Below are 24306 nucleotides of genomic sequence, written 5' to 3'. Positions count from 1 at the left end.
CGGGCCTGCCGGGCCTGGTTCAGGTGCGCAGTCTGCTCAGGGCGCGGCGGACACTGCCGCCCCACCGGGCCGTGCCGTGCGGCCGGTCGCGTGTGCGCCGGGCGGCGGCGAGCTCGTCGAACAGTTCCTCGTAGGCGCCGGCAATGCGATCCGGGTCGAAGCGACGCGCGGCGATCAGGGCCGCCTGGCCCATACGGCGGCGGCCGGGCTCGTCCGCGATGAGGTCGAGCAGGGCGGTGGCCAGCGCCTGGCGGTCGCCCATGGGGACCAGGCGTCCGTCGACGCCGTCGTGGATGATCTCGGCGGGACCGAGCGGGCAGTCGGTGGCGACCACCGGCACGCCGCAGCGCATCGCTTCGACGATGGTCATGCCGAAGGACTCGGCGTCGGAGGCGGAGGCGACGATCGCCGCGCGGGCGAACTCGGGCTCGATCGGAGAGACGACGCCCATCAGCACAGCCCGGCCGGCCAGGCCCTGTTCGTCGATCTGTTCCTGCAGCCGTTCCTTTTCGGTGCCGGCGCCGTAGATGCGCAGGGTCCAGTCCGGATGCCGGGCGGCGACGTCGGTGAAGGCTTCGATGAGCAGGTCGAACCGCTTGGTGCGGGCCAGGCGTCCGGCCGCGGCGATGGTCTTGGACGTGCCGTCGGACAGTGGGAGGCCGGGGTCGGGCACACCGTTGGGGACGGCCAGGACCCTGACTCCCGGCAGCCGCATCCGGGTCCGGTAGACGGCGGCGTCCGCCTCGGTCGTGGTGACCACGGCGTCCAGGTCGCGGTAGTGGCGGGCGAGCTGGGCTCGCAGTTTCCTGCTGTGGGTGTCGTGGGTGAGGTGTTCCTGGGCGATGCGCACCGCGCGGGTCGAGGCGAAGCGCGCCAGGTAGACGTTGAGGCCCGGCCGGGTGCCGATGACCACGTCCGCGTCGCAGTCACGCAGGTACTCCTCGGCCCGCCGGTCGGTGAGGAGGCTGTACTGGTGGTGCCGCTTCTCGGCTGCGGGGAAGGCCCGCGACGGCTGGTGCAGCCGCGGATCGGCCAGATCGGCCGAGTCCTTGCGCACGTCGACCAGGGGCACCACGGCCACCCGGGGATCGATGGCGAAGCGGGGGCTGGTGCGGTGGCGGCGGACGGAGACGACCGTCACCTGGTGGCGATCGGCGAGCGAGGCGGCCAGGTTGAGGGTGGTGCGGTTGGTGCCGCCGATCCCGTAGATGTCGTGGATCAAGAAGGTGATCTTCACGCGGGGGTCTCCGGGTTCGGCCCGGCGGCCCCACGGCGGCGGGCACGCAGCACTTCCAGGGCCAGCGGCAGCAGGGAGACCGCGACGATCAGGCCGACCAGGGGCAGCAGATAGTGGTCGACGTTCGGGATGCTCGCGCCCAGGCCGTAGCCGCCGAGCACCAGTCCGACCGTCCACACCAGCCCGCCGGCGGCCTGCCAGAGCGTGAAGGTGCGGGTCGGCACCTGCGCGATCCCGGCGATCGGGTTGAGAACGGTGCGCACGACCGGGATGAACCGGGCGAGCACGATGGCCTTTCCGTGGCCGTAGCGTGCGAGCAGTTCCTCGGCCCGGACCACGCCCTCGGCCAAGTGCCGGTTGCGGGTGCGGGCCAGCAGAGACCGGCCGGCGCGGCGGCCGATCAGATAGCCGACCTGTGCGCCGAGCAGTGCCCCGGCCACGGCCGAGATCAGCACCCCCGGGAGGGCCAGGCTTACGCTGCCGGTGCCGGTGCACAGCAGTCCCGCGGTGAAGAGCAGCGAGTCGCCGGGCAGGAAGAAGCCGACCAGCAGTCCGGTCTCGGCGAACAGCACCAGGAAGATGCCCGCGCTGCCGAACGCGGTCAGCAGGGACGTGGCGTCCAGTGGATTGACGGCCTGGGGCACCGCGGGGTCCTTTCCCGCTCCGCGCGGTGTTCTTCGGGCGCGGGCGCATGGCAGACTCTGAGCACGACAGCTTTTACACGGCCGTAAAAGTTCTACGCGACTGTAGAAGACGAGCGGGAGAACGACAAATTCCATGGCAGCCGACACCCACGGGCGCGGCCCCAAGCGGGCCAACGGCGTACGCGAGGCCGAGATCCTCGAGCTCCTGCAGCAGGCGGACGTCGCCCTGACGCCGGGCGAGGTCACCGAGCGCCTCGGCAGCGAGCTGACGTACAGCAGCGTGGTGACGATCCTCACCCGCATGCACACCAAGCAACTGCTCACCCGCACCGCGCGCGGCCGAGCCTACGCTTACGCCCCCGTCACCGACGAAGCCGGCTTCGCCGCCCGCCGCATGCGCACCGTCCTGGAAGAGCGCCCCGACCGCGAGGTCGTGCTGGCCCGCTTCGCCGACGGCCTGTCCGACGCGGACGCCGACCTACTGCGCCAGCTGCTCGGCCCCGAACAGTAGAAGGGACCGCCCGGATGCGCATTGCCGTCTACCTGCCGCTGCTGCTCTCGCTGCTCGCGCCGCTCGGTGCGCGCCCGCTGTCCGAGCGCTGCGAACCGCGCCTGGCCACATGGCTGCTGGCAGCGTCGTCCCTGGCCCTGGGCGCGGCGAGCACCATCTCCTTGGGCCTGCTGGCCGTCACCGGCCTGATCCGCATCCCGCAACTCGCCGCCCTCGGCCACTGGTCGGCCCAGACCGCCCAGCACGACGACCCCGCCCGGCTCTCCGTCGCCCTGGTCGCCGGCCTGCTGCTCGGCGGCGCCGCGATCACCGCCGCCCGCATGCTCTGGCGCCGCGCCCGCACCCTGGCCGCCGCCGCGCTGGAGGCCGCCTGCATGCCCGCGCGCGACGGCCTGGTCGTCGTGGAGGACGACGCCCCGGACGCGTACGCGCTTCCGGGACTGCCTGGCCGCATCGTCGTCTCCACCGGCATGCTGCACACGCTCGACAAGGCCGAGCATGACATCCTGCTCGCCCACGAACGCGCGCACCTGAGGGCCCACCACTACGCCTTCGTGGCCCTCGCCCAACTGGGCGCCGCCGCCAACCCGCTCCTGCGCCCGCTTGCCACCGCCGTGAACTACACCATCGAACGCTGGGCCGACGAGAACGCCGCCACCGCCACCGGCGACCGCACCCGTGTCGCCCGCACGGTCGGCAAGGCCGCCCTCGCCGCCCATCGCGCCCCGGCCCTCGCCCGCGCCACGGGCGCCGCCCTCGGCATCCTCGGCCGCCGCGGCCCCCTGGCCACAGCCGGTCCCGTCCCCCGCCGCGTGGCCGCACTCCTCGCCCCGCCGCTGGGCCGCCACCCGATCCTGACCGCAGCGACGGCAGCCGTGGTCACGGCCTCAGCGCTCGCCACCGCCGAAGCCGCCCACGACCTGCACCGCCTGCTGGAAACCATCGGCGCCCGGTAGATCCGGCGGACAAGCCCCAGGTCAGCGACCTGGGGCTTGCGTGTGTCCGGCCCTGCTCGTGGTGGGGTCGAGTGCCGGTCCCGGCGGGTTCCTTGCCGTGCCGATCGACGACTTCGCGCTCCATGACGGCGTCGGCGCTGTACAGCGTCCGGGCGAGGTCCTGTGGCTTCCGCCACAAGCGCCGGGGACGGCGGCGGCACCTCGCTGTGCGCAAGCACCGATTCGCTTCCCAGGCCGGGAGCGCGAGTTCGATTCTCGTCGCCCGCTCAACGAAGAAGGGCCCAGGCAGGAGACCTGGGCCTTTCCGCTGTCCGTGGTGATCACTCGGGGCTGCGTTCCGTCCGTACGTCACCGCTTCCTCCCGCCGCCGCGCCGCGTCGATTCGCGCGTCCCGGCGGCCACGTACCGCCCTCGCCTGTGAAGCACGCCACGGAACGCCTGGTTGCTTCGGCCATCGATGGGGCATTACGTTGCGACGAGACAGAACGTTCTATCCACTTCGTCGCCGACTCACAAGGAGAAAACAGATGTCCAAGCACCGCCACGTCACACGCCGCCGAGTCGGTCTCGCCGTCGTCGGAGCGGCAGGCCTCGCCCTCGCCGCCGGCCTCGCCACGAACGCATCGGCTGTCCCCGGTGAAAAGGCCCACGCCGTCAAGCCCACCGTCGTACTGGTACACGGCGCCTGGTCCGACTCGGCCAGCTGGAGCGGCGTCATCAAGCGCCTCCAGGCGGACGGCTACCGGGTCACCGCCCCGGCCACCCCCCTGCGCAGCCTCAGCGGCGACTCCACCTACCTGGCCGACTACCTCAAGACGATCCAGGGCCCCGTCATCCTGGTGGGTCACTCCTACGGCGGCGGTGTCATCACCAACGCCGCCACCGGCAACCCCAACGTCAAGGCACTCGTCTACGTCGCCGCCTTCGCCCCCGACAAGGACGAAACGCTCGCGGGCATCACCGCCAAGTTCCCCGGCAGCCACCTCAGCGACGACCCGAAGGCCCCCATCCCCACCGCGCTCAACGCCGTCCCCTTCACCCAGCCCGACGGCCACACCGGCATCGACCTGTACATCAAGCCCGACAAGTACCGGGACATCTTCCTCAGCGGGCGGCTCAACAGCGCCACCGCCGCGGAACTCGCGGCCACCCAGCGCCCCATCGCCGCGCAGACCTTCGGCGAGCCCTCCGGCACCCCGGCCTGGAAGACCATCCCCTCCTGGTACCTCGTCGCCCACGACGACCACGCCATATCTCCGGCCGCCGAGAAGTTCATGGCAGCGCGCGCTCACTCGCACACGGTCGAGGTCAACGCGCCGCACGCCGTCCAGCTGATCGACCCGGGCGCCGTCACGAAGCTCATCGAACGGGCCGCCACCCACCGCTAGTCAGCCCACCGTCGGCCTCCGCCCCACCTGAACGGGCGGAGGCCAACGCGTTTCCTCAGCAGAGGAAGGCGTGTGCGCCCAGCACACCCGAGAACATCGAACGAGCCCCGAGCAGGGGCGGGAACCAGCCGCAAGAGGGGGCGAGCAGGCCACGAGGGATCAAGAAGACGCGGAGCGTCCGTCGGTTCAGTCGGCCGCGAGAAGTGCGGCTACCCCATGCGCCAGCGTGGCGCTCGCCGTCTGCGCATCGCCCAGGTACCCGGCGACCATCGCACCGTCGCGCAAGGCCACCATCACATCCGCCGAGCGCGCGGGGTCGGCGGCGCCGACCTCCCGGAACGCATCCTGGATGACGCCGTGGAACCAGTCCCGGTGCGTCAGCACCGCCTGGTGGATCACGCTGTCCGGGTCCGGATACTCCGCGGCCGCGTTGATGAACGGGCATCCACGGAAACCCGGTCCGCACATCTCCTGTCCGATGCCGTGCGCCACGGCCCCAAGGAAGGCGGACGTATCACCGATCGCCTGCCGCGCCGAGGTCATCTCCCCGCGGATGCGCTGGTCCGTCGCCTCGAGGTAGGCGCGCACAAGGTCGTCCTTGCCCGCGAAGTGCCGGTAGAAGGTGCCCCGGGCGACATCCGCTTCCGCCATGACCCGGTCCACGCCGACCGCACGGATACCCTCCGCGTAGAAAAGCTTGCTCGCCGTACCCAGCAACCGCTCACGAGCCTCGGACCGGCGACCCGCCTCAGACATACCCATCACTTTCGACACACCTCGAGTATATGGAACGTTCCTTCCATCCGCCCGAGCGCTCGCGGGACGTCCGGCGCACTGCTTCCCCTCGAACGGCAGGGGCCCTGTTCCGCGCGGGCGCGCGGGACAGGGCTTGTGCGACGGGGGTGTACGGGCCCGTCAGCCGGCCTGCGACGGGCTCTGCTTCATGCCGTCGACGATGGCCCGCTTCATGATGGCGCTGGTGTACAACACCGTGCCGGGCTTGATCAGGGCGTCCTCGCCGCTGGTCTCCCGGACCTGGACGCTGCGCTGGCCGAGGAAGACATGAGTCTTCCGGTCGAAGATCCATTCCTCGCGCTGACCGCCGGTCTCGTCGAGCCGGGCCACCGCCACCCCCTGCCGGCCCACCGCGTCCACCGCGTCCTGTACGACGACGACACCGGGGATCTTCTCGGCGGCCTTGAACAGTGCCGAGTAGAGTGTCGCCGGCGGGTAGCTCTCGCTGAGCAGGTCGCCGATGGTGGTGAACGCCTCCTGGTCGGGGGAGTTGCCGTGGCCCTCGGTCTCCTTGTAGATCTTGGCCAGCAGTGCGTCGGGGTCGGTGGTGAGCTTTGCCAGGTAGTCGTACGACGGGTTGTTCAGGTACGCCTTCGGGGTGTTGCCCTGCTCGTCGGGAAGGCTCAGGGTCTCGCCCTCGGAACTGTCGTTGACCGCGGGGTCGATCAGCCAGCCCTTGGTGCCGTCCGGGGACTTCCACACCTGGCGGCGGTGCAGCGCATGGCTGGCCAGAGTGGACTTGTCGTCGTCCGTCCGTACGAAGGTGTCGGCTGCCTTGGACTCGATGTAGATGTATTGGCCGGGCTTGACGGCCGGGTGCGACACGTCGGCCGCCGCCAGCGAGATCTGGTCGAGCAACTGGGGCACGCCCTTGGTGGTCGCGGCGCCGATCTGCGTGGTCAGGGCGGGTCCGGTGGCCACGCCGCCGTCCCTGCCCCCGCCACCGCCGGACATCGCGACCCCGGCGACGACCGTGGCCGCCAGAGCGGCCGCCATCGCGGGCAGCGCGATCGCCGGGCGCGGAAGCCAAGAACGCCGTGTCTTCGCGGGCGCCGCCGTCGCCGTGCGCTCTTCCTGCTGCATGTCGTGGATCTGGGCCATCAGACGCTCCCTGTGGAACTGGTGGCGGCCCGCCGGCAGGTCACGCGCCGTCCAGGAGAGGAGCTCTGCGCTCTCATCCCGCTCGGCGGGGTTCTGCCGGGACGTGTTCGCGTTCATCGGTTTCCTTCCTGCACGGGCCGGATCGCGTTTGTGTGATCGCCTCTTGTCTGTCGAGCGACGTGGCCGCCTTCCCATTTCGTGCGCACTTTTTTGCGCGCCGTCTCGGTCACGGAGCGGGACAGGCCGGCGGCTGTCGGGCGGACCGTCTCGGCAGGGGGGCGCGGCGATTCGGCCTCGGCCAGGGCACGCAGTTTCTTGCGGGCACGGGAAAGCCTGGAGGCGACCGTGCCGACCGGAATCCCGAGGGCTTCCGCCGCGGCCTCGTAGTCCAGGCCCTCTCCCAGGCAGAGCGTGATGACCTCGCGCTCCGGTCTGCGCAGTGCGGCGAGCGCGGTGAGGGCCGTCACGAGGCGCCGACGGTCGTCGACCCGGTCGGCCACCTCGTCCGCGTGGTCGGGCACCACCGGCTCGGCCGCCGCGGCGGCGGCCGCCGCCGCCCGGTACCGGCGGTTGCTCCGGTACTGGTTGCGGGCCGTGTTGGTGGCGATGCCCAGCAGCCAGGGCCGCAGGGAGCCGCCCTCGGGTTCGACCTTGTCGCGAAGCCGCCATGCCTCCATGAAGGTCGCGGCCATCACATCCTCGGCCGCCGACCAGTCGGCGGTCAGCCGGAAGGCATGGTTGTAGACCGCGCGGGCGTAGCTGTCGAAGAGCTCGGCGAACGCGCTCGAATCCCCGGCCCGTACCCGGGTACGCATATGAGTGCTCACCTCAATGAGCTGTCCGGCACCTCACACCGACTTCCCGTGACCTGCGCCACACTCGCCTCTGATACGCCTTCGAGTCGCAGCCCACGGCCACCCGCCCGGACCATGATGTCCCGTTCCTCGTGGCGGCGGGTGCGATGGCCACGTCCACGAGCCCGTCGCCGTCGAAGGCATCCTGCAGGCCCGAGGCGGAAGTCGACCGGGGCACCATGGCGGGGGCCGCGACCAGCAGGGCGGCGAGCGCGGTGGTGCACCGCAGAGGCTGCTTCACTCCGTGTCTCCGGAGAGTCGGGTGAGGGTGTGTGATCAGTCCGCCAGGACCGCGTCGAAGTACGGGCGGTCCCCCAGGCCCAGGGACTTGACCGTGAGCAGGGTCGAGCCGGAGCCCGTAGGGCCGGACGGCGTGCCCGGGAGGTAGTGGAGGCGGCCCTTCTCGTTGGCCGTGGCGACCAGTTCGGCGCGGCCGTCGTGGGTGAAGTCGCGCAGCAGGACCGAGGAGCCGAGCCAGGAGTCGTTCGCTTCGGCGGGGTCGCCCTCGACTCCGGGGGTACCGACGTCGTACTGGCGGGCGTTCTTGCCGGTGAGGCCGCCCGTTCCGCCGCGCAGGACGGTGACCGCGCCGGCGCGGAAGAGGTTGCCGCCGATCACCTGGCCCGGGATGCCCACCGCCAGGTCCGCGTAGCCGTCGTTGTTCGTGTCCCCGGCCGACACGTCGTAGCCGAAGTAGTCGGTCGACTCGGGCGTGCCGGGAACACCGGTGGCGGCCTGGCTGATCGAGATGGCCGTGGTGCTGGGACCCACGGAGGTGCCCTTGAGGACCTGGACGGCGCCGCCCTTGCCCGAGCGGGGGATACCGATCGCGAGGTCGCCGTAGCCGTCCTTGTTGAAGTCGGCGACCGCGGCACTCACGTGGGTGATGTCACCCGAGCGGGCCAGGCCGATCTTCCGCGGCGGCGTGGCCGGGCCGCCTGACCGGCCGCGGTAGAACCAGACGCGGTTGGTCCAGGTGTCCGAGTCCCAGCCAAGTACCGCGAAGTCGGCGGTGCCGTCCTTGGTGACCTTGCCGGAGACCACGAGTTCCGGCTTGATGTCCTCGCCGTGCATCGGGTCGAGGTTGGTTGCGGTGCCGCGCGATCCGGCCTTGGTGAACGGGCCGCGCACGACGTAGACGTAGTCGTCGGTGATCGCGACGACGTCCTGGTTGCCGTCGGCCGTGAAGTCGCCGACGGCGATGTCCTTGGCGAAGCCGCAGTCCTTGCAGTCCGGGCTCTTGAACGAAGTCCCGTTGGTCAGTCCGGCCTTGGAGCCCCACAGGATGGTGAACGTGCCGTGGTAGGCGCCGTCGTCCTCACCAGGGGCGGTGACGACGACGTCGCCGTAGCCGTCCTTGTTCATGTCCGCCGCCGTGACCTTCGTTCCGAAGAAGTCGTCCGTCTCGGCCGTGCCCGCGATGTACGGCGTGTTCTGCGTGATCACCGACCGCTTGGCAGGGTCGGGGCCATGAGCCGTGCCCCATACGACCACGACGGCGCCCGCCTGCTTCTTGCCACCCACGGTGGCGGTGCTGTCACCCAGGACGAGGTCGCGATGGCCGTCGCCGTTGAAGTCGTCCGCGAACTTGGCGGTGGTCGCGGTCGCCGGCGCCGCCACCGCCAGTGGGGTGAGGCCGGAGGCAAGGAGGGCGGCGGTCATCAGGCACGTGCGCTTGCGCAAGGTGTCTCCAACGGTCGGGGCGGATCCGGAGGGCCAGGTGTCGCGATCAGGAGACGTTCAGAAAAGGGCCGGAGTTGTAGGCGAGTTCGGTGAACTCTTCGGATTCCTGTGACGGCCGCGACCGCCTTGGCGAGCGTTGCGCCTTATGTGGCAGGCCGCCACGGCTCACGAAGGAGGCTTGTGGAGGTGGCGCATCAGTTGGGGCCACGTGGGAGCGCGGAGTCCTCCGTGCCGCGGGACCGACGGAGTCCGGCCAGTGATTCATTACGCTGACCGCCGCCGCGGAACGGACGGTGACGGCCGTGCGGGGCTCATCCGGTGACCACAGGGGGAGACATGTTCGGCAAGCAGCGACTGATGGTCGCCGGGGTGATGGCGTTCCTCATATTCGGGCTCGGTGCCTGTGGCGCCGGGACCGACGCCACAGGGAACGTTGGGCAGCCCAGCCGGATCGACACGAAGGCCACGCGGGTCGCCGAACCGGACACGGACGTCTTCGGGCTCCGGCACAGCGTCCGCCACCTCTCCGCGAAGACGGTCAGGGCCACCCGGCCCCGCCTGGTGAAAAAGTGCTCGTCCGCCACCCGGCGGATCAGACACTCGGCGAGAACGGGCACGGGCAAGAGGAAGACGACCCGTACCTGGTACACCACCGAGCGGTACCAGGACTGCAAGAGGGTCGGAAGCGGCACCGAGACGTACACGCGGGTGGTCCGGGCGGAACGGTGGTGCGTCAGTCTGGACGACGTCAACGGCGACACCAGCAAGGACGACGTTTGGTACCAGGTCACCGGAGCGACCTACAGCAAGGCACTCGGTACGGACGAGAACACCCGCATGAAGTTCACCCCGACCGGGACCGGCTGCTGAACGCCTGACCGGGGGCGGCTCGCCCTGCCGTGCCCAGAGGCGGATCGCATCCCCGGGCGAGGACCGCGGACGCGCGTCCGGGGTCGGTCGGCGCCCTTCTGTACGTACTCGCGCAAGGCCCTCGGAGAATCCGCCCAGGAGTGTCACACGGACTGCACACGGTCTTTCGATGGGCCCGTTAGCGTTGCGGCCGCTCGGTCCCATGTGCGAACGGGATCAGCCGCCGCCCCCGCGGCGACGGCATATCACCCCAGCACCCAGGAAGACCGCAGATGGACTACTGCTCCTCGTGTCGTCGGCATCTCAATGGCGCCCTGGTGTGTCCCGGATGCGGTGCCTACGCACCGGACATCGCGCCCGTCACCCGCTACGACCGCCCCGTTCCCGCCCGAGCCACCACCGCGCCTGCGGCCCCGGCCGTGAACTGGGATCTCTCTGCCCTGGAGACGGGGTATGGGGAGCACTCTCATGAGGAGGACGCGTCCGAGGCCGCCCCGGACGACGCCGCGGACGGCGGTTACACGGGCGCGCCGCAGGGACGGGCGGCGCGCCGTCGCCAGCGGGCCCGCTGGAAGAAGAACCAGCGCCGCGCCGTGGTCGCGACCGCCGTGGCGCTCGTCGGGGGCGGTCTGACCCTCGCCTCGATGGACCGCTACTCCGGTGACCGGGCCCAGGCCGCCCCGGCACCGGACGTCACGAGCATGGGTGGGACGGACGGACAGGCGACGGACGGCGCGCAACTGCCGTCCACCCAGGTGGAGCCCCGCCGGTCCGCGCCCACCTCCCCCGCACACTCGTCGCCCGCCGCCGGGCTCCCCGCTCATCGGTCCGCGGCTCCCCAGCCCGCCACCACGGCGCAGGGGATCCGGCCGGACGCCGCCGCCGTTCCTCGTACGATCCTGGCGACGCCGACGATGGCACCCTCGTCCCTGCCCACCACCCAGTCCCAGTCCTCGGGTTCCACGGTCACGCTCCCCGACCACACCCCCGCGCCGCAGAGCACGCCCACCACCCAGGCGCCCGCCCACGGGACGGGCTCGGGAGCGACGCAGCCGACGCCCGCGCCTACGGCGACATCGCCGTCGCACCTCTGCCTGCTCGTGCTGTGCCTCGGCTGATCACCACCCGAGTCATGGTGTAGCCCACCGCGCCGGCACCGCGGTGGGCATGGGCCGCCACATCTTGCCCGGCGGCCGCCCCCGGTCGTACGACACCCCCACGCGGCCCCCACACCGGTTCGTCGTGACCAAGGGGCCGGGCTTCTCCTCGTTCGCCGGCCGCCGATCACGATCGCGGATGATCGGCACGCGCGCGCGTCTCCCGAGTGCGCGGAGCCGCCCGAGCGTGTCCATGAACGCATTCACCGCGCGCCGTACGGCTCTGGCGACGCGGTGCATCAGCAACGCGCTCGGCCGACCCCCGGCCCGGTGCGCGACGCCGCGCCTGAGCGCCTGACTCTGCGCGGCTACCTCGCTGACGGTCGCGTCCAACCTCGCCGCACGCCCGGAGAGCCTCTGCGACGACGTCGACATCGAGCGCGACTGGGACGCCGGCCATGGAGCCGACGGGGACGCCGCGGACGTCATCACCTGGATCGGTGAGGTGACGGGCCACACCGAGCAGGACCCCTCGCCCGCCGACCGGCCAACCGGGCCAGGTGGCGGAGAACATCGGGACAGGAGTGTCGGACACGCGAGGATTGTGCGGCCGGATCATCACGCCTCACCCACCGCAGGGGGGAGTTCGTGATCGATTCGGATGTCCGTGCCAGTAAGGTGGGCCCCGCTGCGGCACCCCACCGTCATTCGCCCTGGCGAAGTCACGGCCGGCGGCGGTCGAGCCGTCGCACCGCTTTTCGTCTCACGGCATGAGGATGAAACAACAGGTGCTGATCGCGGGCCGGTACCAGCTGGACACCACCATCGGACGTGGCGCGATGGGAGAGGTGTGGCGCGCGCACGACCAGATGCTCGGCCTGCCCGTCGCCGTCAAGGTCCTGCTCGCGCAGAACGCCGATCCCACCGCCGACTCCCGTTTCCGCCTGGAGGCCCAGACCGCGGGGCGGCTGCACCACCCCCATGTGGTCGGCGTCCTCGATTTCGGCGAGCACGAGGGCCGGCTCTTCCTGGTGATGGAACTGGTGGAGGGCGACAGCCTCGCCCGGGTGCTGTCCGACGAGGGGCCGCTTCCGGCCGAGCGGGTCGCGGACATCGCGGCACAGGCCGCGGCCGGGCTCGCGGTGGCGCACGAACAGGGCATCGTGCACCGGGACATCAAACCGGGCAACCTGCTCCTCGACGCGAGCGGCGCCCTCAAGATCGGCGACTTCGGTATCGCCCGCTTCATGGACGACCCCTCGGCCGCGCTCACGGCGACCGGGCAGATCGTTGGTACGAGCCTGTACATCGCGCCCGAGCGCGCCCTGGGCAAGCCCGCCGGACCGGCCAGCGACGTGTACTCGCTCGGCTGCGTGCTCTATCAACTCCTCGCCGACCAGCCGCCGTTCCGCGCCGACTCCCCGATCGCGATCCTCCACCACCACCTCGACACCGCCCCGGTGCCGCCGCGCGAGCTGGGTATCGGTCTGCCGCCCGCCTTCGAGAACTACCTCCTCGGCCTGCTCGCCAAGCGGCCGGAGGACCGGCCCACCGCACAGCAGACCGCCGACTGGTTCGCCTCGGGCGCCTGGCGGGGCCACCCCGAACCGCTTCCGGCCGCAGCCCCGGAACCCGGTCATGCCCCGGCGAGGACGATGGAACCGCCGGCGCTCCCCCGCGCGGGGACGGGCCCGTCGACGACGTACAAACTCCCGTCCGCACCCAGTGTCCCGGGCCATCGGGCGGCCAACCGGCAGCGGCCGTCGGCTGCCGCACACCGCGAGCGACCCGCGACCGGAAGTCACCGTGAAAGACCGGTGCAGGGAAGCCACCGGGACCGTCCCGCGGCGGGAAGCCGCCGCGAGCGTCCGCCGTCCGCGGCCCGCCGTGAACGGGCGCAGGGCGGGAGCCTTGGGGACCTGCGGTCGCTGTGGGTGCGCGTCACCCGCCGGCCGCGCGCGGTGGGGCTGATCGCAGCGGCGGCGCTGTTCCTGATCGCGATGTTCGTGGGCATGGCGGTGTTCTCGCCCGACAGCAGCTCGGCGGAGACACCCGGGGGCACACAGTCGGGTCCTGCGACGCCGACACCCTGATTGCCGGGCAGGCACGGCGCACTTGGGCCGTCAACCGCTCAACTTCCCTGCCTCAGCAGGCGATTGCGTTGACGAAACGTTGACCGATCGAAAAGAGAACAGTGGTGGCGGCCGACTGTATGTTCACCGGCATGCCCCCACAGCCCCCACGCCTGCCCGTGCTCCCGTACCGCAAGCCGACCAGGGGACGGGACTACTGGGTCCTGGACGCCGTCCTGCCGAACGTGGACGAGGTCCGGTCCCGTTGTCTGGCCAAGGACGAGGACGACTGGGCCAAGGGCTTCCCGTACACGCAGGAGAGCTGGCCGGGGCTGCGCACCATGCCGGGGCTCGAACCGGACGAACTCGACCGGATCGAGAAGCTGGTGCGCAAGGAGACCGGTGCGCAGAAGCTGTGGCAGCAGACCGCTCCCGGCGGCGGCACCCTCAACCACAACTGCGTCCAGGTCGTCGGCAAGGACGAGGGCGAACCCCGCCCGCACACCGACTCGCGGGCCCTGTGCCGCTATGCCGCGGTGCTCTACCTCAGCCCGAACGTCCCCAAGGACTGCGGCACGAGCTTCTACCGCCAGAACCTGCCGGGCGGGGTCCTCGGCGGCAACATGGTGCAGGCCCCGCACAACAACCTGGTCGAGGCGCTGGGCACCCGGTACGTCACTCCCGACGCCTTCACCGAGGACGTCCGCGTACCGCAGCGCTACAACCGGCTGCTCCTCTACAAGGCGAACATCATGCACAGCGCGACCGGCTACTGGGGCAGCGACCTCGAGGAGAAGCGCATGACGGCCGTCTTCTTCTGGATGGCCTGACTCCCGGCCTCGCGAACAGCCCTTGCCCGGGCGCCGGTTCACCTTTACATAGAGGCACACCCCGTCCCCGGCGGGTCCGACGGACCCGTCAGCGCGAAGGAGCGAGCGGAAGGTCGTCCGTGTACGCGTTCACCGGGCGGGTGATCCGCTCGACGCCATGGGCGTCGAGCGCCACCGGAGCGGACTCCGTGCCCAGGATCCCGCCGGGGTGCCAGGTTCCGGTGACCGCCGCCCAGGTGTTGGCCTTGAGAGCCGGAGGCCCGTAGATCCGCACCTTCACGGTCTGGGCGTCCGCCGCGCAGCACGAGAAGATGATCCGGGTCAGATACCAGCTGCCGCTGCGCTTGTCGGGCGTGACGAAACCGGTCATCTGGATACTGCGCCCCTTGATGGCCTGCTTCCGGTCCTGCTGCACACGGCTGGTGAAGTCCGAGAGGGTCATCGGGAGGGGCGAGGTCGCGGGCAGTGGCTCGAAGTCCTGCTGCTCCGTGACGGACTTGGGCGGCTGGCGGGAGGCGGTGTACGCGCCGAGAGCCGGTGGTGCGTAGAAGAGCAGGCTCAGCACGGGCAGGAACAACAGCCAGGCCGCGCGGGGCGCGCCGGAGTGATGGTGACCGTGGCCGCCGCCCTCGTGAGCGCCCCGGTCGTCGACATGGACGTGGACGTCGTCGTGGTCCTGACCGCCGTGCTCGGGACGTCCCGCGCGCCCACGCACCTGCGACACGACTTCCGCGACTCCCAGCAGGAGCAGCAGCACGCCCGAGACGATCAGCAGCGGACGCAGTCCCTGCTTGACGTATCTGAGGTACAGGTCGCCGAAGAGCGAGGCGTTCAGCAGACCGAGTCCGCCAAGGACGAGCAGGATCGCCTGGAAGGGCCGTTTCACAGCAGCGCCCCTCCGATCAGCGCACTGCACAGCACGGCGACGACCGTCGTGGCGGCGGAGAAGCGGGCCGCGAAGGCCCGGCCGAACGTCCCCGCCTGAAGAGCGATCAGCTTCAGGTCCACCATCGGCCCGACCACCATGAACACCAGCCGGGCGAGCGGCGAGAAGCCGGTGAGCGAGGCCGCCACGAACGCGTCGGCCTCGGAGCAGACCGCGAGGAGGACCGCCAGCCCGGCCATGAACAGCACCGAGAGCCAGGGCGAGCCGGAGAACACATCGAGCACGGAGCGGGGGACGGCCACATTGAAGGTGGCCGCCGCCATGGCGCCCAGGACCAGGAAACCGCCCGCGTGCAGGAAGTCGTGCTGGAAGCCGAGCCGGAACTCCTGCCGGCGGCTGCGCCCCGGCTCGTGACCGGCGTGCCGTACGGTCGGCCGGAGCCATTCCTCGCGGCCCAGCCAGAGCCACAGCCAGCCCATCAGGGCGGCCGTCGCGAGCGAGGCCAGCAGCCGGGCCACGACCATGGCCGGGTTGCCGGGAAAGGCGATCGCCGTGGCGGTCAGCACCACCGGATTGACCGCGGGCGCCGACAGCAGGAACGCGAAGGCCGCGGCCGGAGTGACCCCCCGGCCGATCAGGCTGTTCGCGACGGGAACCGAAGCGCACTCGCAGCCGGGCAGCACGACCCCCGCGACTCCGGCGACCGGAACGGCGAGCACGGGCCGGCGGGGCAGCACCCGGCTGAACACCTGGGCCGGTACGAAGGCGTTGATGGCGCCGGACAGCGCCGTACCGAGCAGCAGGAAGGGCAGCGCTTGGACGGTGATGGCGAGACAGACGGTCCGCCAGGCCTGCATGACCGGCTGGTCGAGCCACCGGTTGAGGAGCAGGAGCATCGGGCCGGTCAGTATGGCCGCCGCGAACAGGATCGGCAGGGGCAGGGGCCGGCTGCGGGCGGGGGCGTCGACGGTCGCCGCCGGCACCGCGACGTCCGGCTTCGCCTCCTTAGCCAGTTCTTCTGTCTTCTGCATGCCGGCTCCGAATGTCGGATGTTCGGATCGAACATAACTGGCGCCCCACCATGCTCCCCACCACCGCCACGCGCTCACTTTTCCGAAGCGACAGCCGTTTTCCTGGAGCGATTCCCCCGGCCCGCCGCCGTCCCCTCGGCCGACGCGGCTCACGGCGTGACGGCCGCCACAGTACGGGACCCGCCGATTTTGCCTCTCGAAAAGGTGCCGAGCTCCGCCACACCCGTATCCCTGGGCGTAGGAACAACCAGGAGGTGCCATGCGCATATCACGGAACGCGGCGGGAACCCTCTTCGTGGCCGGCGCTCTGACGCTGACTCTGACGGCTCTTGTCTATCCCTCGATGCTGGGTGTGCAGACCGTGTCGAGCGCTCCCACGCGCGTGATCGCCAACACCTCGTCCGGACCGCTGACCGAGGCGGACCGCGACTTCGTCGTCAAGGTGCGGGCGGCCGGTCTGTGGGAGTTCCCCTCCGGTGAGCTGGCCGTGAAGAAGGGCACGACCCCGGCCGTACGCACCGCGGGACAGCACCTCATCAACGGGCACGCCAATCTCGACGCGACGTGCCGGAAGGTGGCCGCGCAGCTGGGCATCGCGCTGCCGAACCAGCCAAGCCCGCAGCAGCAGGGGTTCGTGGCGACGCTGACCGCGGACCAGGGCAAGCAGTTCGACCACGACCTCGCGAACATCCTCCGCGTGACCCACGGCCAGATCTTCCCGGTCATCGCCAACATCCGCGCCACCACGCAGAACACCCTGGTCCGACAGCTGGCCGACCAGGCCAACGACACGGTGCTCGACCACATCACAGTGATGGAGCAGACAGGTCTGGTGAACTTCGACTCGGTGCTGTTCCAGGAGACGACCCCGCCGAAGCTCCCCAAGAGCAGCATGACTCCGCCGGCCCCCGCGCCCGGCGAGCCGACCGTGATCCTCTCCCCGCCACCGGGCTTCACCCCGCCGCCCTCGACGACTCCCTCACCGGTACCGACCACGGGCTGATCCCGCGGAGCAGGACCGCTTCACGAGCCACCCCGCTCCGGCCGGTCCGGCCGCAGGGGACTGCGGGCGGACCGGACCTCCCGTCGCGGCGGCAGGTCGCCGCGAGTGGGCGGCCAACGGCGGGAATTCGTCGTCCGTACGGGTGGCTTGTGTCATGACTTCGCTGCTCGGGAACTCCGCCGCCGCTTCGGCCGGTTCAACTGGCATCGGACCGGCGTACGGTGCCGGCGGTCGCCGACCGTGGGGACGGGCGGCGAGTGCGATCAGTGAAGGAGCGACACCGCCATGGTGTTCAAACGGCTGCTCGGGGCCATGGGCGTAGGCGGCCCCTCGGTGGACACGGTCCTCGACACCGTCGTGGCGCTGCCCGGCGGCACCCTCTCCGGCCAGGTGCACCTGCGCGGCGGCGACTCACCCGTGGAGATCGAGCACATCGGGCTCGAACTGGTCGCACGCGTGGAGGCGGAGCACGGGGAGGAGGAGAGCCACGAAACGGCGACCTTCGCCCGGTTCACGGTCGGCGGCGGCTTCAGGCTGGACGCGGAGGAACAGCTCAGCGTGCCGTTCGCGGTGACGTTGCCGTGGGAGACACCGATCACCGAGCTGTACGGGCAGCAGCTGGGCGTCCTGCTCGGCGTGCGCACCGAGCTCGCGGTGGCCGGCGCGAAGGACCAGGGCGACCTTGACCCGCTGTCGGTCCGGCCGCTGCCGGTGCAGGAGGCCGTCCTCGAAGCCCTCGGCCAACTCGGTTTCGGCTTCCGCTCGGCCGACCTCGAGTACGGCCGCATCGGCGGTACGGGACAACAGTTGCCCTTCTACCAGGAGATCGAGCTGACCCCGGCCCCGCAGTACGCGCACGCGGTCAACGAAATCGAGCTGACCTTCCTCGCCACCCCCGACGGCGTCGACGTCGTCCTGGAGGCCGACAAGCGCGGCGGCCTCTTCTCGTCGGGCCATGACGCACTCGCCCGCTTCACGGCCGCCCACCACGAGGTCCCGACCCGCGACTGGAACGCCACCGTCGACGGCTGGATCGGACAGCTGGTCGAGCACCGGGCCGCGTACGGACCGCAGTGGGCCCACGCGGAACACGGCCACTACACGGGACATGACCCGTACGCCGGTCACAGCCACCACGGCGGCCACCACGGTCCGCACCTTGACGACCACCACGACGGCCATCGCTCCGGCCCCGGCCTCGGCACGGCGGTCGCCGCGGGTGCGGCGGGACTGGCCATGGGAGTCGTCGGCGGGCTGGTCGCGGCGGAGGTGGTGGACGAGATCGGCGACTTCTTCGAAGGCGACGAGGACTAGGGCTAGGGCTGAGCCATCCGCTCGACGGCCTCCTTCGCCTCCTTCGGGTCGGCGTCCGTGATCAGGTCCAGTACCGACAGCACCGGGCGCTGGACAGCCGGCTCTCGGCCGTCGGGACGACACTCGCCCAGTGGGACGCACTGCGGGCGATCAGCCGCTCGCCGGGGGCGACCGCGAGATCGCTGGCCGCCGCGACGTTCCAGAGCGAGCAGGCCTTCGGCACACTCGCCGGCCGGCTGGTGAACCAGGGCCTGGTCGAGCGGCGGCTGGGTCACGGCTGGCGCATCGAGCACCACCTGACACCGGCCGGAGAGAAGATGCTGCGGGCGGGCCACCGCGTGGCCGACGAGGTCCTCGCGGAGTGCTTCGCCCCGCTGTCCGAATCCGAGCGCACGGCCCTGCTCGCCCTGCTCCGCCGCCTGACCGAGGAACCGGAGGACGACTAAGGCCGGTCACGGAGGTGGCCTTCCACTCCAGGCCCGCGTCCCGCGTCGACGGGAACGCCCCGGCTCCCGCCCTCCCCGGCGGACGCGACTAGCGCGGGCCGGTCCCGGCCCCCGTGCCGGCCGGCGAGGACGAGGGTCCCGTCGCCGTCGTTCCCGCAAAGGAGCGGTCGGCCGCCTTGGACGTCCCTGCCAGTGGGGGCGAGACCTCGCCGCTCTCGATGTCGACCACGTCGCCCACGCTCAACCGCTGGTAGAGGCACTTCGCGTCGCTGAGGCCCAGGCCGATCCAGCCGCTCGTCGGGTCGTAGCGACCGGGCGCCTTGGCGTCGTACGCCAGACCGCCGAAGTAGGTGGTCGTACCGTCGCCCGCGCTGAGTTCGACCACCCAGGGCACCTTGATGCCGTAGGCGCCCGTGAGGCCGACCTCCTTGCCGGACAGCGTCCTGATGTCCGTCAGGGCGGTGACCGTCATCCGCCCGGTGGGCGTGGGAGCGCGCCGTGCGCCCGCGGAGACCGGCACGGCGCGGGAGCCGACGATGAGCATCCGCCGGCTGAGGTCCACCGTCGCGACGGCCGCCGCCCGGGTGCTCGGCACACTCGCCGGGGTCGCGGCCGGGGAGGTGCGGTCCTCCGTACCCGGGCCGGTGAGACCCAGCAGCAGCACGACACCCAGAGCCGCGGCGGCAGAGGCGCCGGTGACCGCGGCGACCGTACGGCGGCGACGTCGGCGCGCGCCCGCCCGGCGGCGGATCTCGGGGCCGGGGACGGGAGGCGGGGCCTGCCCCGAAGCGGCCAGTTCACGCTGCCCCGCGGCGAGGTCATCGGACACGGTCGTCCTCCCTCTCCTCGTCGCCGACGGCCAGTTCTCGCGCCAGGGCCGCCCGGCCCCGGGACAGCCGGGCCTTGACTGTCCCCACCGGAGCGCCGGTCTCGGAGGCTCACCAGTTGGATTAGCAAGTCGTAGTGATCCTGTGGCACAGTGTGACGCGCACGTCCGGCGCCCAGGCGACGTCGGGCACCCTCCTCGGCGCGGCCATACGGCCTTGCCGACCAGCGTCCGGAGGGACGTGTCACGCGGGCTGGCGACTGCGGTCGTACGGCACCAGGGCACGAAGGCGATTGGCTCAAGGCACTGAGCATCACTCAGTTTCCCTAAGCCAATCAGAGACGCTACCTGCTCCACACTCAGGTCGCACAGATGGTGCAGAACCAGCGCCATCCGCTGCGGCTCGGGCAGTTTGCGCAACGCGGCCACCAGCGCGGCCCGTTCCGGGTCCGGACCCGGTGTGTGCTCGGGCGGCGGAGTACGGCGCACCAGTTCCACCCAGCGTCGCGCCCGCTGCCAGTGGCTGACCGCGAGCCGCATCGCCACGGTCCGCACCCAGGCCTCGGGCGCTCCGTCGGCGAGGAACTGCCGACGGAGCGCCCGAGGCGCGTACGAACGCCTCCTGCACCACGTCCTGCGCCTCGCCGTAGTCCCCGGTGAACGCGTAGAGCTGCCCGGTCAGCCTGGGGAACGCGGTTGCGTAGAACGCGTCGAATTCTTCCTCCGTCATGCCCCCGCCGCACTCTCGGTCATGCCCCCGCCACGTGCTCCCTCATCGCCCCGCCACAACGTCCCGCGCGTTTCCCGGAGTCGGCTCGCAACCCGATCGTCTCCCGCGTGCGTACACGTCCCGTACGCCGCACATCGGAACACACCACAGGGGGGACACGATGAGCAGCAGAACCAGGAGTGGGCGCCGCGGGCTTTCCCGGACGGCCACGGCGGTGTGCGCGCTGGCGGCGCTCGCGGGTTGCGCGCGCAGACGGCCGCACCGCACGCGGGCGCCCAGGTGCACGTGGCGACGGGGCAGCCTGGCACGACGGCGGATCGGACGCCCAAGTCCACGCCGAAGCCGCTGAAGCGACTGCAGGGCGCGCACATCAACATCGCGGACGGGCAGACCGTCGGCGTCGGCATGCCGATATCCGTCATCTTCAGCCGTCCCGTACCGCGGGACCAACGCGCCGAGACAGAGCGGCAGTTGAAGGTTGTCGCACAGGTGGAGGACTCCTGGAGCTGGGTCAGGGACCGCAATCTGCTCGACGGTCAGCGCGTCGACTTCAGGCCGCGCACCTACTGGCGGCCCGGGACGCGGGTGATCGTGCACGCGGGCTCCGGCATCACCCGGCACTTCAGCGTCGGCCGCTCCCTCGTGGCCACGGTGAACGTGCGCACGCACACCATGAAGGTCGTCACGGGCGGTTCCACCCGGACCGTGCCGACAACCGGGGGCGCGCCCGGCATGGACACCTGGAACGGCACGATGGTCGTGTCCGACAAGGCCCGCAGGGTCTTCATGAACTCGCGCACGGTCGGCTACGGCGACGCCTACGCGGGCTACTACTTCTACGCCGTGCACCTCACCGCCTCGGGCACGTATCTGCACCAGAACCCGAAGGCGGACACATACGCGGGCCACCGGAACGTCACCCACGGCTGCGTGGGACTCGCCACGGACGGCGCGGCGAAGCGGTTCTACGACGAGGTCGTCCCCGGTGACGTGGTGACGGTCGTCGGCTCCCGGGAGACGGTCGCGCCGGGCAACGGCTACGGCGACTGGAACGTCGGCTGGGCCGACTGGCGGGCGGGCAGCGCCCTCGCGTCCGCGTCCGGCTGAACAGCGGCGCGGTTCCCGGTCCTCGAACGGTCCCCCACCGCTGGCCTCCGGTGTCCCCTGCCTTGAGGCTGGCCCCATGGACGCCGCGCCCCGCGACGGTCTTCCCCCCTTCGAGGACCGGACCGACTTCGAGAACGCCGACCGAGGGTTCGTCGCCGCCCTCGTGCCCGCCGTGGTGACGGCCGGAGACGGGGGGGTGGTGTGGGACGGGGACGCGTACGCCTTTCTCGACGGGGACTGCCCCGACAGCGCGCATCCCAGTCTGTGGCGGCAGTCGCAACTGTGCGCACGGCAGGGGCTGTACGAGGTGACCGAGGGCGTCTACCAGGTGCGCGGGCTCGATCTGGCGAACATGACTCTCCTGGAGGGCGACCGGGGGGTGGTCGTCGTCGACCCGCTCATCTCCGCGGAGTGCGCCGCGGCCGCCCTCGCCCTGTACCGGCGGCACCGCGGGGAACGGCCCGTCACCGGACTGGTCTACACCCACTCCCACGTCGACCACTTCGGTGGCGCCCGCGGTGTGCTGCCGCGCGAGGCGGAGGCGGGCGTGCCGGTCATCGCACCGGCGGGCTTCCTGGAGTACGCGGTCAGCGAGAACGTGTTCGCCGGGCCCGCGGTCGCCCGTCGCGCCGGGTTCATGCACGGCACCCGGCTGCCGAAGGCGCCGGACGCGCAGATCGGCACCGGCCTCGGCACGACCATGTCCACCGGCACGGTCAGCCTCGTCCCACCGACCGTCGACGTCACGCACAGCGGGCAGACGGAGATCGTGGACGGGGTACGGATCCTGTTCCAGCTGACACCGGGCACCGAGGCACCGGCCGAGATGAACTTCCTGGTCACCCACCGGCGCGCGCTGTGTCTGGCCGAGAACGCCACCCACACCCTGCACAACATCCTGACCCTGCGCGGTGCCCTGGTCCGCGACGCCCGCGTCTGGTCCCGTTACCTCGACGAGGCCATCGACTTCTTCGGCGACGCCTACGACGTGGCGTTCGCCTCGCACCACTGGCCGACCTGGGGGCACGAGAACGTCGTCCGGCTGCTGGTGGAGCAGCGGGACCTGTACGCCTATCTGCATGACCAGACCCTGCGTCTGCTGAACAGCGGTCTGACGGGAGCGGAGATCGCCGAGGAGCTGCGGCTGCCGCCCGCGCTGGAGGGCGCCTGGCACGCACGCGGTTACTTCGGGTCCCTCAACCACAACGCCAAGGCGGTCTACCAGCGCTACCTGGGCTGGTACGACGGCAACCCCGCCCATCTGTGGGAACACCCGCCGGTCCAGCTCGCCGAGCGGTACGTGGAGGTCGCGGGCGGCCGCGACCCGATGCTCGCGGCGGCGCGCCGGTACGCCGACGCCGGGGATCTGCGCTTCGCCGCGACCCTCCTCAACCACCTGGTCTTCGCCGACCCGGACGACGAGGAGGCCAGGCGGACGCTCGCGGTCGTGTACGAGCGGCTCGGGCACGGCGCCGAGAACGGGACCTGGCGGAACATCTACCTGACCGGGGCCCGGGAGCTGGTCGGCGACGCGGGCGGGCCCGCCGTCGCCACGGACACGGCCGGCATCACGTCCGCGCTCGGCGTCGGCATGCTGCTCGACTCCCTCGCGGTGCGCATCGACGGGCCGCGTGCGGCGCGCGAGCCGCGGCTGATCATCGATCTGATCGTCATCGACGAGGAGCGCCGGTACCGGATCAACCTGGAGCACGGCGCGCTCACCCACCGCAGTCTGCCGCTGCACCGCACACCGAAGCCGCATGCGGGCCTGACGCTCACGCTCACCCGTCCCGAACTGCTCGGCCTGCTCGCGGGCCGGGGGCTCGCGGGCATCGAGACGGAGGGGGACCGGAGGCTGCTGAAGCGGCTGTTCTCGTATGTGACGCAGCCGGACCGGGGGTTCCCGGTCGTCACGCCCTGACGGGTTCCGCGGGGCCTGAGGGCTCCCCGGCCGGCCGGTTCACAGGTCAGCGAGTCAGCGCGCCTTCGGCGCGCGCCGGGGGCGTGGTAAATGCCGTGGCGTGCGCCGCAGGTGCTTCTGTCTGCTCTGACGTGGGCCGATGCCGGTCCGGGACGCTGGAGGGGTTCGTTCCGGCCGAAACCGATCCTTCTGTGATGCCGGTGAGCTCGCAGGTCAGCATGGTGCCGGGGGCCGTCCACGGGAACCGTGGAGTGTTGCTGCGAAGCACGTGCGTCAGAATTCCTGATTCACCCTGGCCCTCCCGGAACGGCATACGACGGGTCCGTCCGCCAGGGAGGGAGCAAGGCCATGGACGTGCTGCACGAGCGCTGCGCCGGCCTCGACATCAGCAAGAAGGACGCCAAGGCATGTGTGCGCACCCCGAGTACGAAGCGGCGGGGGTCCTTCACGACCGAGACCACGACGTGGGGATCGACAACGAACGCGGTCCTCGCCCTGCGGGATCACCTTCTCGCCGCACGGGTGACGCTGGTGGTGATCGAGGCGACCTCGGACTACTGGAAGCCCTTCGTGCGCCACGAGGCGCCTGGAGTCGAGCGGGGGTGAAAGGACTCCGCCGCAGGTCAGTCGCAGCTGGCCGGTGAAGCGCCAAGAACACCAAGGTCCGCCCCGGCAACCCGTATCTCAAGGGCGCCCTCGGGCTCGCGGCCTTCGGCGCGGTGAGAACCAAGGGCACCTACCTGCAGGCCCGCTACAAGCGGCTGACCGCCCGCCGCGGCCCGCTCAAAGCCCTGGTCGCCGTCGAGCACTCGATCATCACCGCGATCTGGCACATGCACACCGACAGCGTCCCCTACCACGAGCTCGGCGGCGATTACTTCACCCAACGCGACCCCGAACGCGCCGCCCGCCGCGCGATCAACGCCCTCAACCAGCTCGGCTACACCGTCACCCTCAACCCGATCGAGAGCGCAGCCTGAGCACCGCACGGTCCGGACGCCCGG

The 24306-nt window shown here is 71.2% G+C and carries 23 protein-coding genes and 2 pseudogenes; 14 read left to right on the top strand and 11 right to left on the bottom strand.

The features are described 5' to 3' along the window. Positions 1-19 precede the first annotated feature (19 nt). Both ACWDA7_RS09720 and ACWDA7_RS09715 read right to left on the bottom strand, forming a co-directional pair. Entirely contained in the window at positions 20-1237 is a 1218-nt protein-coding gene (locus tag ACWDA7_RS09720; RefSeq protein ID WP_450603608.1) for a glycosyltransferase family 4 protein, read from the bottom strand. Beyond that, positions 1234-1881 carry a DedA family protein gene (locus tag ACWDA7_RS09715; protein ID WP_450603607.1) on the bottom strand — a complete coding sequence of 216 codons (648 nt, stop codon included), beginning with the start codon at positions 1879-1881 and terminating at the stop codon, positions 1234-1236. The genes ACWDA7_RS09720 and ACWDA7_RS09715 overlap by 4 nt, the downstream gene beginning before the upstream one ends. Positions 1882-2014: 133 nt before the next feature. On the opposite strand from ACWDA7_RS09715, the gene ACWDA7_RS09710 reads away from it, so the two are divergent. The 3 genes from ACWDA7_RS09710 (at position 2015) to ACWDA7_RS09700 (ending at position 4736) form a co-directional block, all read left to right on the top strand. After that, on the top strand, positions 2015-2392 hold the full coding sequence (locus tag ACWDA7_RS09710) for a BlaI/MecI/CopY family transcriptional regulator (protein WP_450603606.1): 378 nt from the start codon (positions 2015-2017) through the stop codon (positions 2390-2392). Between the two features lie 14 nt (positions 2393-2406). Next, entirely contained in the window at positions 2407-3348 is a 942-nt protein-coding gene (locus ACWDA7_RS09705) for a M56 family metallopeptidase (RefSeq protein WP_450603605.1), read from the top strand. Positions 3349-3875: 527 nt separating this feature from the next. Next, on the top strand, positions 3876-4736 hold the full coding sequence (locus tag ACWDA7_RS09700) for an alpha/beta fold hydrolase (RefSeq protein WP_450603604.1): 861 nt from the start codon (positions 3876-3878) through the stop codon (positions 4734-4736). Between the two features lie 186 nt (positions 4737-4922). On the opposite strand, the gene ACWDA7_RS09695 is transcribed toward ACWDA7_RS09700, so the two are convergent. The 4 genes from ACWDA7_RS09695 to ACWDA7_RS09680 form a co-directional block, all read right to left on the bottom strand. Continuing rightward, positions 4923-5492, bottom strand: coding sequence for a TetR/AcrR family transcriptional regulator (locus ACWDA7_RS09695; RefSeq protein WP_450603603.1), 570 nt, complete (start codon positions 5490-5492; stop codon positions 4923-4925). A gap of 159 nt (positions 5493-5651) precedes the next feature. After that, entirely contained in the window at positions 5652-6749 is a 1098-nt protein-coding gene (locus tag ACWDA7_RS09690) for a CU044_5270 family protein (RefSeq protein ID WP_450603602.1), read from the bottom strand. After that, complete coding sequence (locus tag ACWDA7_RS09685) at positions 6746-7447, bottom strand: RNA polymerase sigma factor (RefSeq protein ID WP_450603601.1); 702 nt, start codon at positions 7445-7447, stop codon at positions 6746-6748. The genes ACWDA7_RS09690 and ACWDA7_RS09685 overlap by 4 nt, the downstream gene beginning before the upstream one ends. 315 nt (positions 7448-7762) lie before the next feature. Beyond that, positions 7763-9169, bottom strand: coding sequence for an FG-GAP-like repeat-containing protein (locus ACWDA7_RS09680; protein ID WP_450603600.1), 1407 nt, complete (start codon positions 9167-9169; stop codon positions 7763-7765). A gap of 336 nt (positions 9170-9505) precedes the next feature. On the opposite strand from ACWDA7_RS09680, the gene ACWDA7_RS09675 reads away from it, so the two are divergent. From ACWDA7_RS09675 to ACWDA7_RS09660, 4 genes are all read left to right on the top strand, one after another. After that, positions 9506-10039, top strand: coding sequence for a hypothetical protein (locus ACWDA7_RS09675; RefSeq protein WP_450603599.1), 534 nt, complete (start codon positions 9506-9508; stop codon positions 10037-10039). 272 nt (positions 10040-10311) lie between these two features. Then, on the top strand, positions 10312-11157 hold the full coding sequence (locus tag ACWDA7_RS09670; RefSeq protein ID WP_450603598.1) for an SCO2400 family protein: 846 nt from the start codon (positions 10312-10314) through the stop codon (positions 11155-11157). Positions 11158-11912: 755 nt separating this feature from the next. Further along, complete coding sequence (locus tag ACWDA7_RS09665; RefSeq protein WP_450603597.1) at positions 11913-13229, top strand: protein kinase domain-containing protein; 1317 nt, start codon at positions 11913-11915, stop codon at positions 13227-13229. Positions 13230-13360: 131 nt separating this feature from the next. Continuing rightward, positions 13361-14038 (top strand): DUF6445 family protein, encoded by a 678-nt coding sequence (locus ACWDA7_RS09660; protein ID WP_450603596.1) that lies wholly within the window; start codon positions 13361-13363, stop codon positions 14036-14038. 88 nt (positions 14039-14126) lie between these two features. On the opposite strand, the gene ACWDA7_RS09655 is transcribed toward ACWDA7_RS09660, so the two are convergent. After that, positions 14127-14924, bottom strand: a complete 798-nt coding sequence (locus ACWDA7_RS09655) for a TIGR03943 family putative permease subunit (RefSeq protein WP_450603594.1) — start codon at positions 14922-14924, stop codon at positions 14127-14129. Then, positions 14921-15955, bottom strand: a complete 1035-nt coding sequence (locus tag ACWDA7_RS09650; RefSeq protein ID WP_450603593.1) for a permease — start codon at positions 15953-15955, stop codon at positions 14921-14923. Before ACWDA7_RS09650 ends, ACWDA7_RS09655 begins: the two co-directional genes overlap by 4 nt. 259 nt (positions 15956-16214) lie before the next feature. Here ACWDA7_RS09650 and ACWDA7_RS09645 point away from each other — a divergent pair, with 259 nt between their 5' ends. The 3 genes from ACWDA7_RS09645 to ACWDA7_RS09635 all read left to right on the top strand — a co-directional run bounded on the left by ACWDA7_RS09645 (position 16215) and on the right by ACWDA7_RS09635 (position 18718). Next, entirely contained in the window at positions 16215-16958 is a 744-nt protein-coding gene (locus tag ACWDA7_RS09645; protein WP_360991253.1) for a DUF4142 domain-containing protein, read from the top strand. Positions 16959-17243: 285 nt separating this feature from the next. Next, entirely contained in the window at positions 17244-18272 is a 1029-nt protein-coding gene (locus tag ACWDA7_RS09640; protein WP_450603592.1) for a sporulation protein, read from the top strand. 8 nt (positions 18273-18280) lie between these two features. After that, positions 18281-18718: a MarR family winged helix-turn-helix transcriptional regulator gene (locus tag ACWDA7_RS09635; protein ID WP_450603665.1), complete on the top strand. Its 438-nt coding sequence runs from the start codon at positions 18281-18283 to the stop codon at positions 18716-18718. Between the two features lie 88 nt (positions 18719-18806). Here the strand turns inward: ACWDA7_RS09635 and ACWDA7_RS09630 are convergent, their stop codons facing one another. The 3 genes and pseudogenes from ACWDA7_RS09630 to ACWDA7_RS09620 all read right to left on the bottom strand — a co-directional run. After that, complete coding sequence (locus ACWDA7_RS09630) at positions 18807-19547, bottom strand: L,D-transpeptidase (RefSeq protein ID WP_450603664.1); 741 nt, start codon at positions 19545-19547, stop codon at positions 18807-18809. After that, positions 19537-19656 (bottom strand): annotated as a pseudogene (locus ACWDA7_RS09625) (SigE family RNA polymerase sigma factor); the annotation flags it as partial. The pseudogene ACWDA7_RS09625 and the gene ACWDA7_RS09630, both read right to left, overlap by 11 nt. A gap of 218 nt (positions 19657-19874) precedes the next feature. Continuing rightward, positions 19875-20274: pseudogene (locus tag ACWDA7_RS09620) on the bottom strand (SigE family RNA polymerase sigma factor); the annotation flags it as partial. 240 nt (positions 20275-20514) lie between these two features. On the opposite strand from ACWDA7_RS09620, the gene ACWDA7_RS09615 reads away from it, so the two are divergent. From ACWDA7_RS09615 to ACWDA7_RS09600, 4 genes are all read left to right on the top strand, one after another. Then, positions 20515-21381, top strand: a complete 867-nt coding sequence (locus tag ACWDA7_RS09615; RefSeq protein WP_450603591.1) for a L,D-transpeptidase — start codon at positions 20515-20517, stop codon at positions 21379-21381. A gap of 76 nt (positions 21382-21457) precedes the next feature. Then, positions 21458-23302: an alkyl/aryl-sulfatase gene (locus ACWDA7_RS09610; RefSeq protein WP_450603590.1), complete on the top strand. Its 1845-nt coding sequence runs from the start codon at positions 21458-21460 to the stop codon at positions 23300-23302. A 348-nt stretch (positions 23303-23650) separates the two neighbouring features. After that, a complete protein-coding gene (locus tag ACWDA7_RS09605; RefSeq protein WP_450603589.1) occupies positions 23651-23908 on the top strand; it encodes a hypothetical protein in 258 nt (85 codons plus the stop codon). A gap of 113 nt (positions 23909-24021) precedes the next feature. Continuing rightward, positions 24022-24282, top strand: a complete 261-nt coding sequence (locus ACWDA7_RS09600; RefSeq protein ID WP_450603588.1) for a hypothetical protein — start codon at positions 24022-24024, stop codon at positions 24280-24282. The last annotated feature ends 24 nt before the right edge of the window (positions 24283-24306 follow it).

The organism is Streptomyces sp. NPDC001156 (genome assembly GCF_053598275.1).
This window is presented reverse-complemented; position numbering and strand designations above follow the sequence as displayed.

Excerpts from the sequence above, each read along its gene's own strand:
- ACWDA7_RS09710 (WP_450603606.1), top strand. The coding sequence starts at position 2,015 with ATGGCAGCCGACACCCACGGGCGCGGCCCCAAGCGGGCCAACGGCGTA.
- ACWDA7_RS09705 (WP_450603605.1), top strand. The coding sequence starts at position 2,407 with ATGCGCATTGCCGTCTACCTGCCGCTGCTGCTCTCGCTGCTCGCGCCG.
- ACWDA7_RS09700 (WP_450603604.1), top strand. The coding sequence starts at position 3,876 with ATGTCCAAGCACCGCCACGTCACACGCCGCCGAGTCGGTCTCGCCGTC.
- ACWDA7_RS09695 (WP_450603603.1), bottom strand. The coding sequence starts at position 5,492 with ATGTCTGAGGCGGGTCGCCGGTCCGAGGCTCGTGAGCGGTTGCTGGGT.
- ACWDA7_RS09690 (WP_450603602.1), bottom strand. The coding sequence starts at position 6,749 with ATGAACGCGAACACGTCCCGGCAGAACCCCGCCGAGCGGGATGAGAGC.
- ACWDA7_RS09685 (WP_450603601.1), bottom strand. The coding sequence starts at position 7,447 with ATGCGTACCCGGGTACGGGCCGGGGATTCGAGCGCGTTCGCCGAGCTC.
- ACWDA7_RS09675 (WP_450603599.1), top strand. The coding sequence starts at position 9,506 with ATGTTCGGCAAGCAGCGACTGATGGTCGCCGGGGTGATGGCGTTCCTC.
- ACWDA7_RS09670 (WP_450603598.1), top strand. The coding sequence starts at position 10,312 with ATGGACTACTGCTCCTCGTGTCGTCGGCATCTCAATGGCGCCCTGGTG.
- ACWDA7_RS09665 (WP_450603597.1), top strand. The coding sequence starts at position 11,913 with ATGAAACAACAGGTGCTGATCGCGGGCCGGTACCAGCTGGACACCACC.
- ACWDA7_RS09660 (WP_450603596.1), top strand. The coding sequence starts at position 13,361 with ATGCCCCCACAGCCCCCACGCCTGCCCGTGCTCCCGTACCGCAAGCCG.
- ACWDA7_RS09650 (WP_450603593.1), bottom strand. The coding sequence starts at position 15,955 with ATGCAGAAGACAGAAGAACTGGCTAAGGAGGCGAAGCCGGACGTCGCG.
- ACWDA7_RS09645 (WP_360991253.1), top strand. The coding sequence starts at position 16,215 with ATGCGCATATCACGGAACGCGGCGGGAACCCTCTTCGTGGCCGGCGCT.
- ACWDA7_RS09640 (WP_450603592.1), top strand. The coding sequence starts at position 17,244 with ATGGTGTTCAAACGGCTGCTCGGGGCCATGGGCGTAGGCGGCCCCTCG.
- ACWDA7_RS09610 (WP_450603590.1), top strand. The coding sequence starts at position 21,458 with ATGGACGCCGCGCCCCGCGACGGTCTTCCCCCCTTCGAGGACCGGACC.
- ACWDA7_RS09605 (WP_450603589.1), top strand. The coding sequence starts at position 23,651 with ATGGACGTGCTGCACGAGCGCTGCGCCGGCCTCGACATCAGCAAGAAG.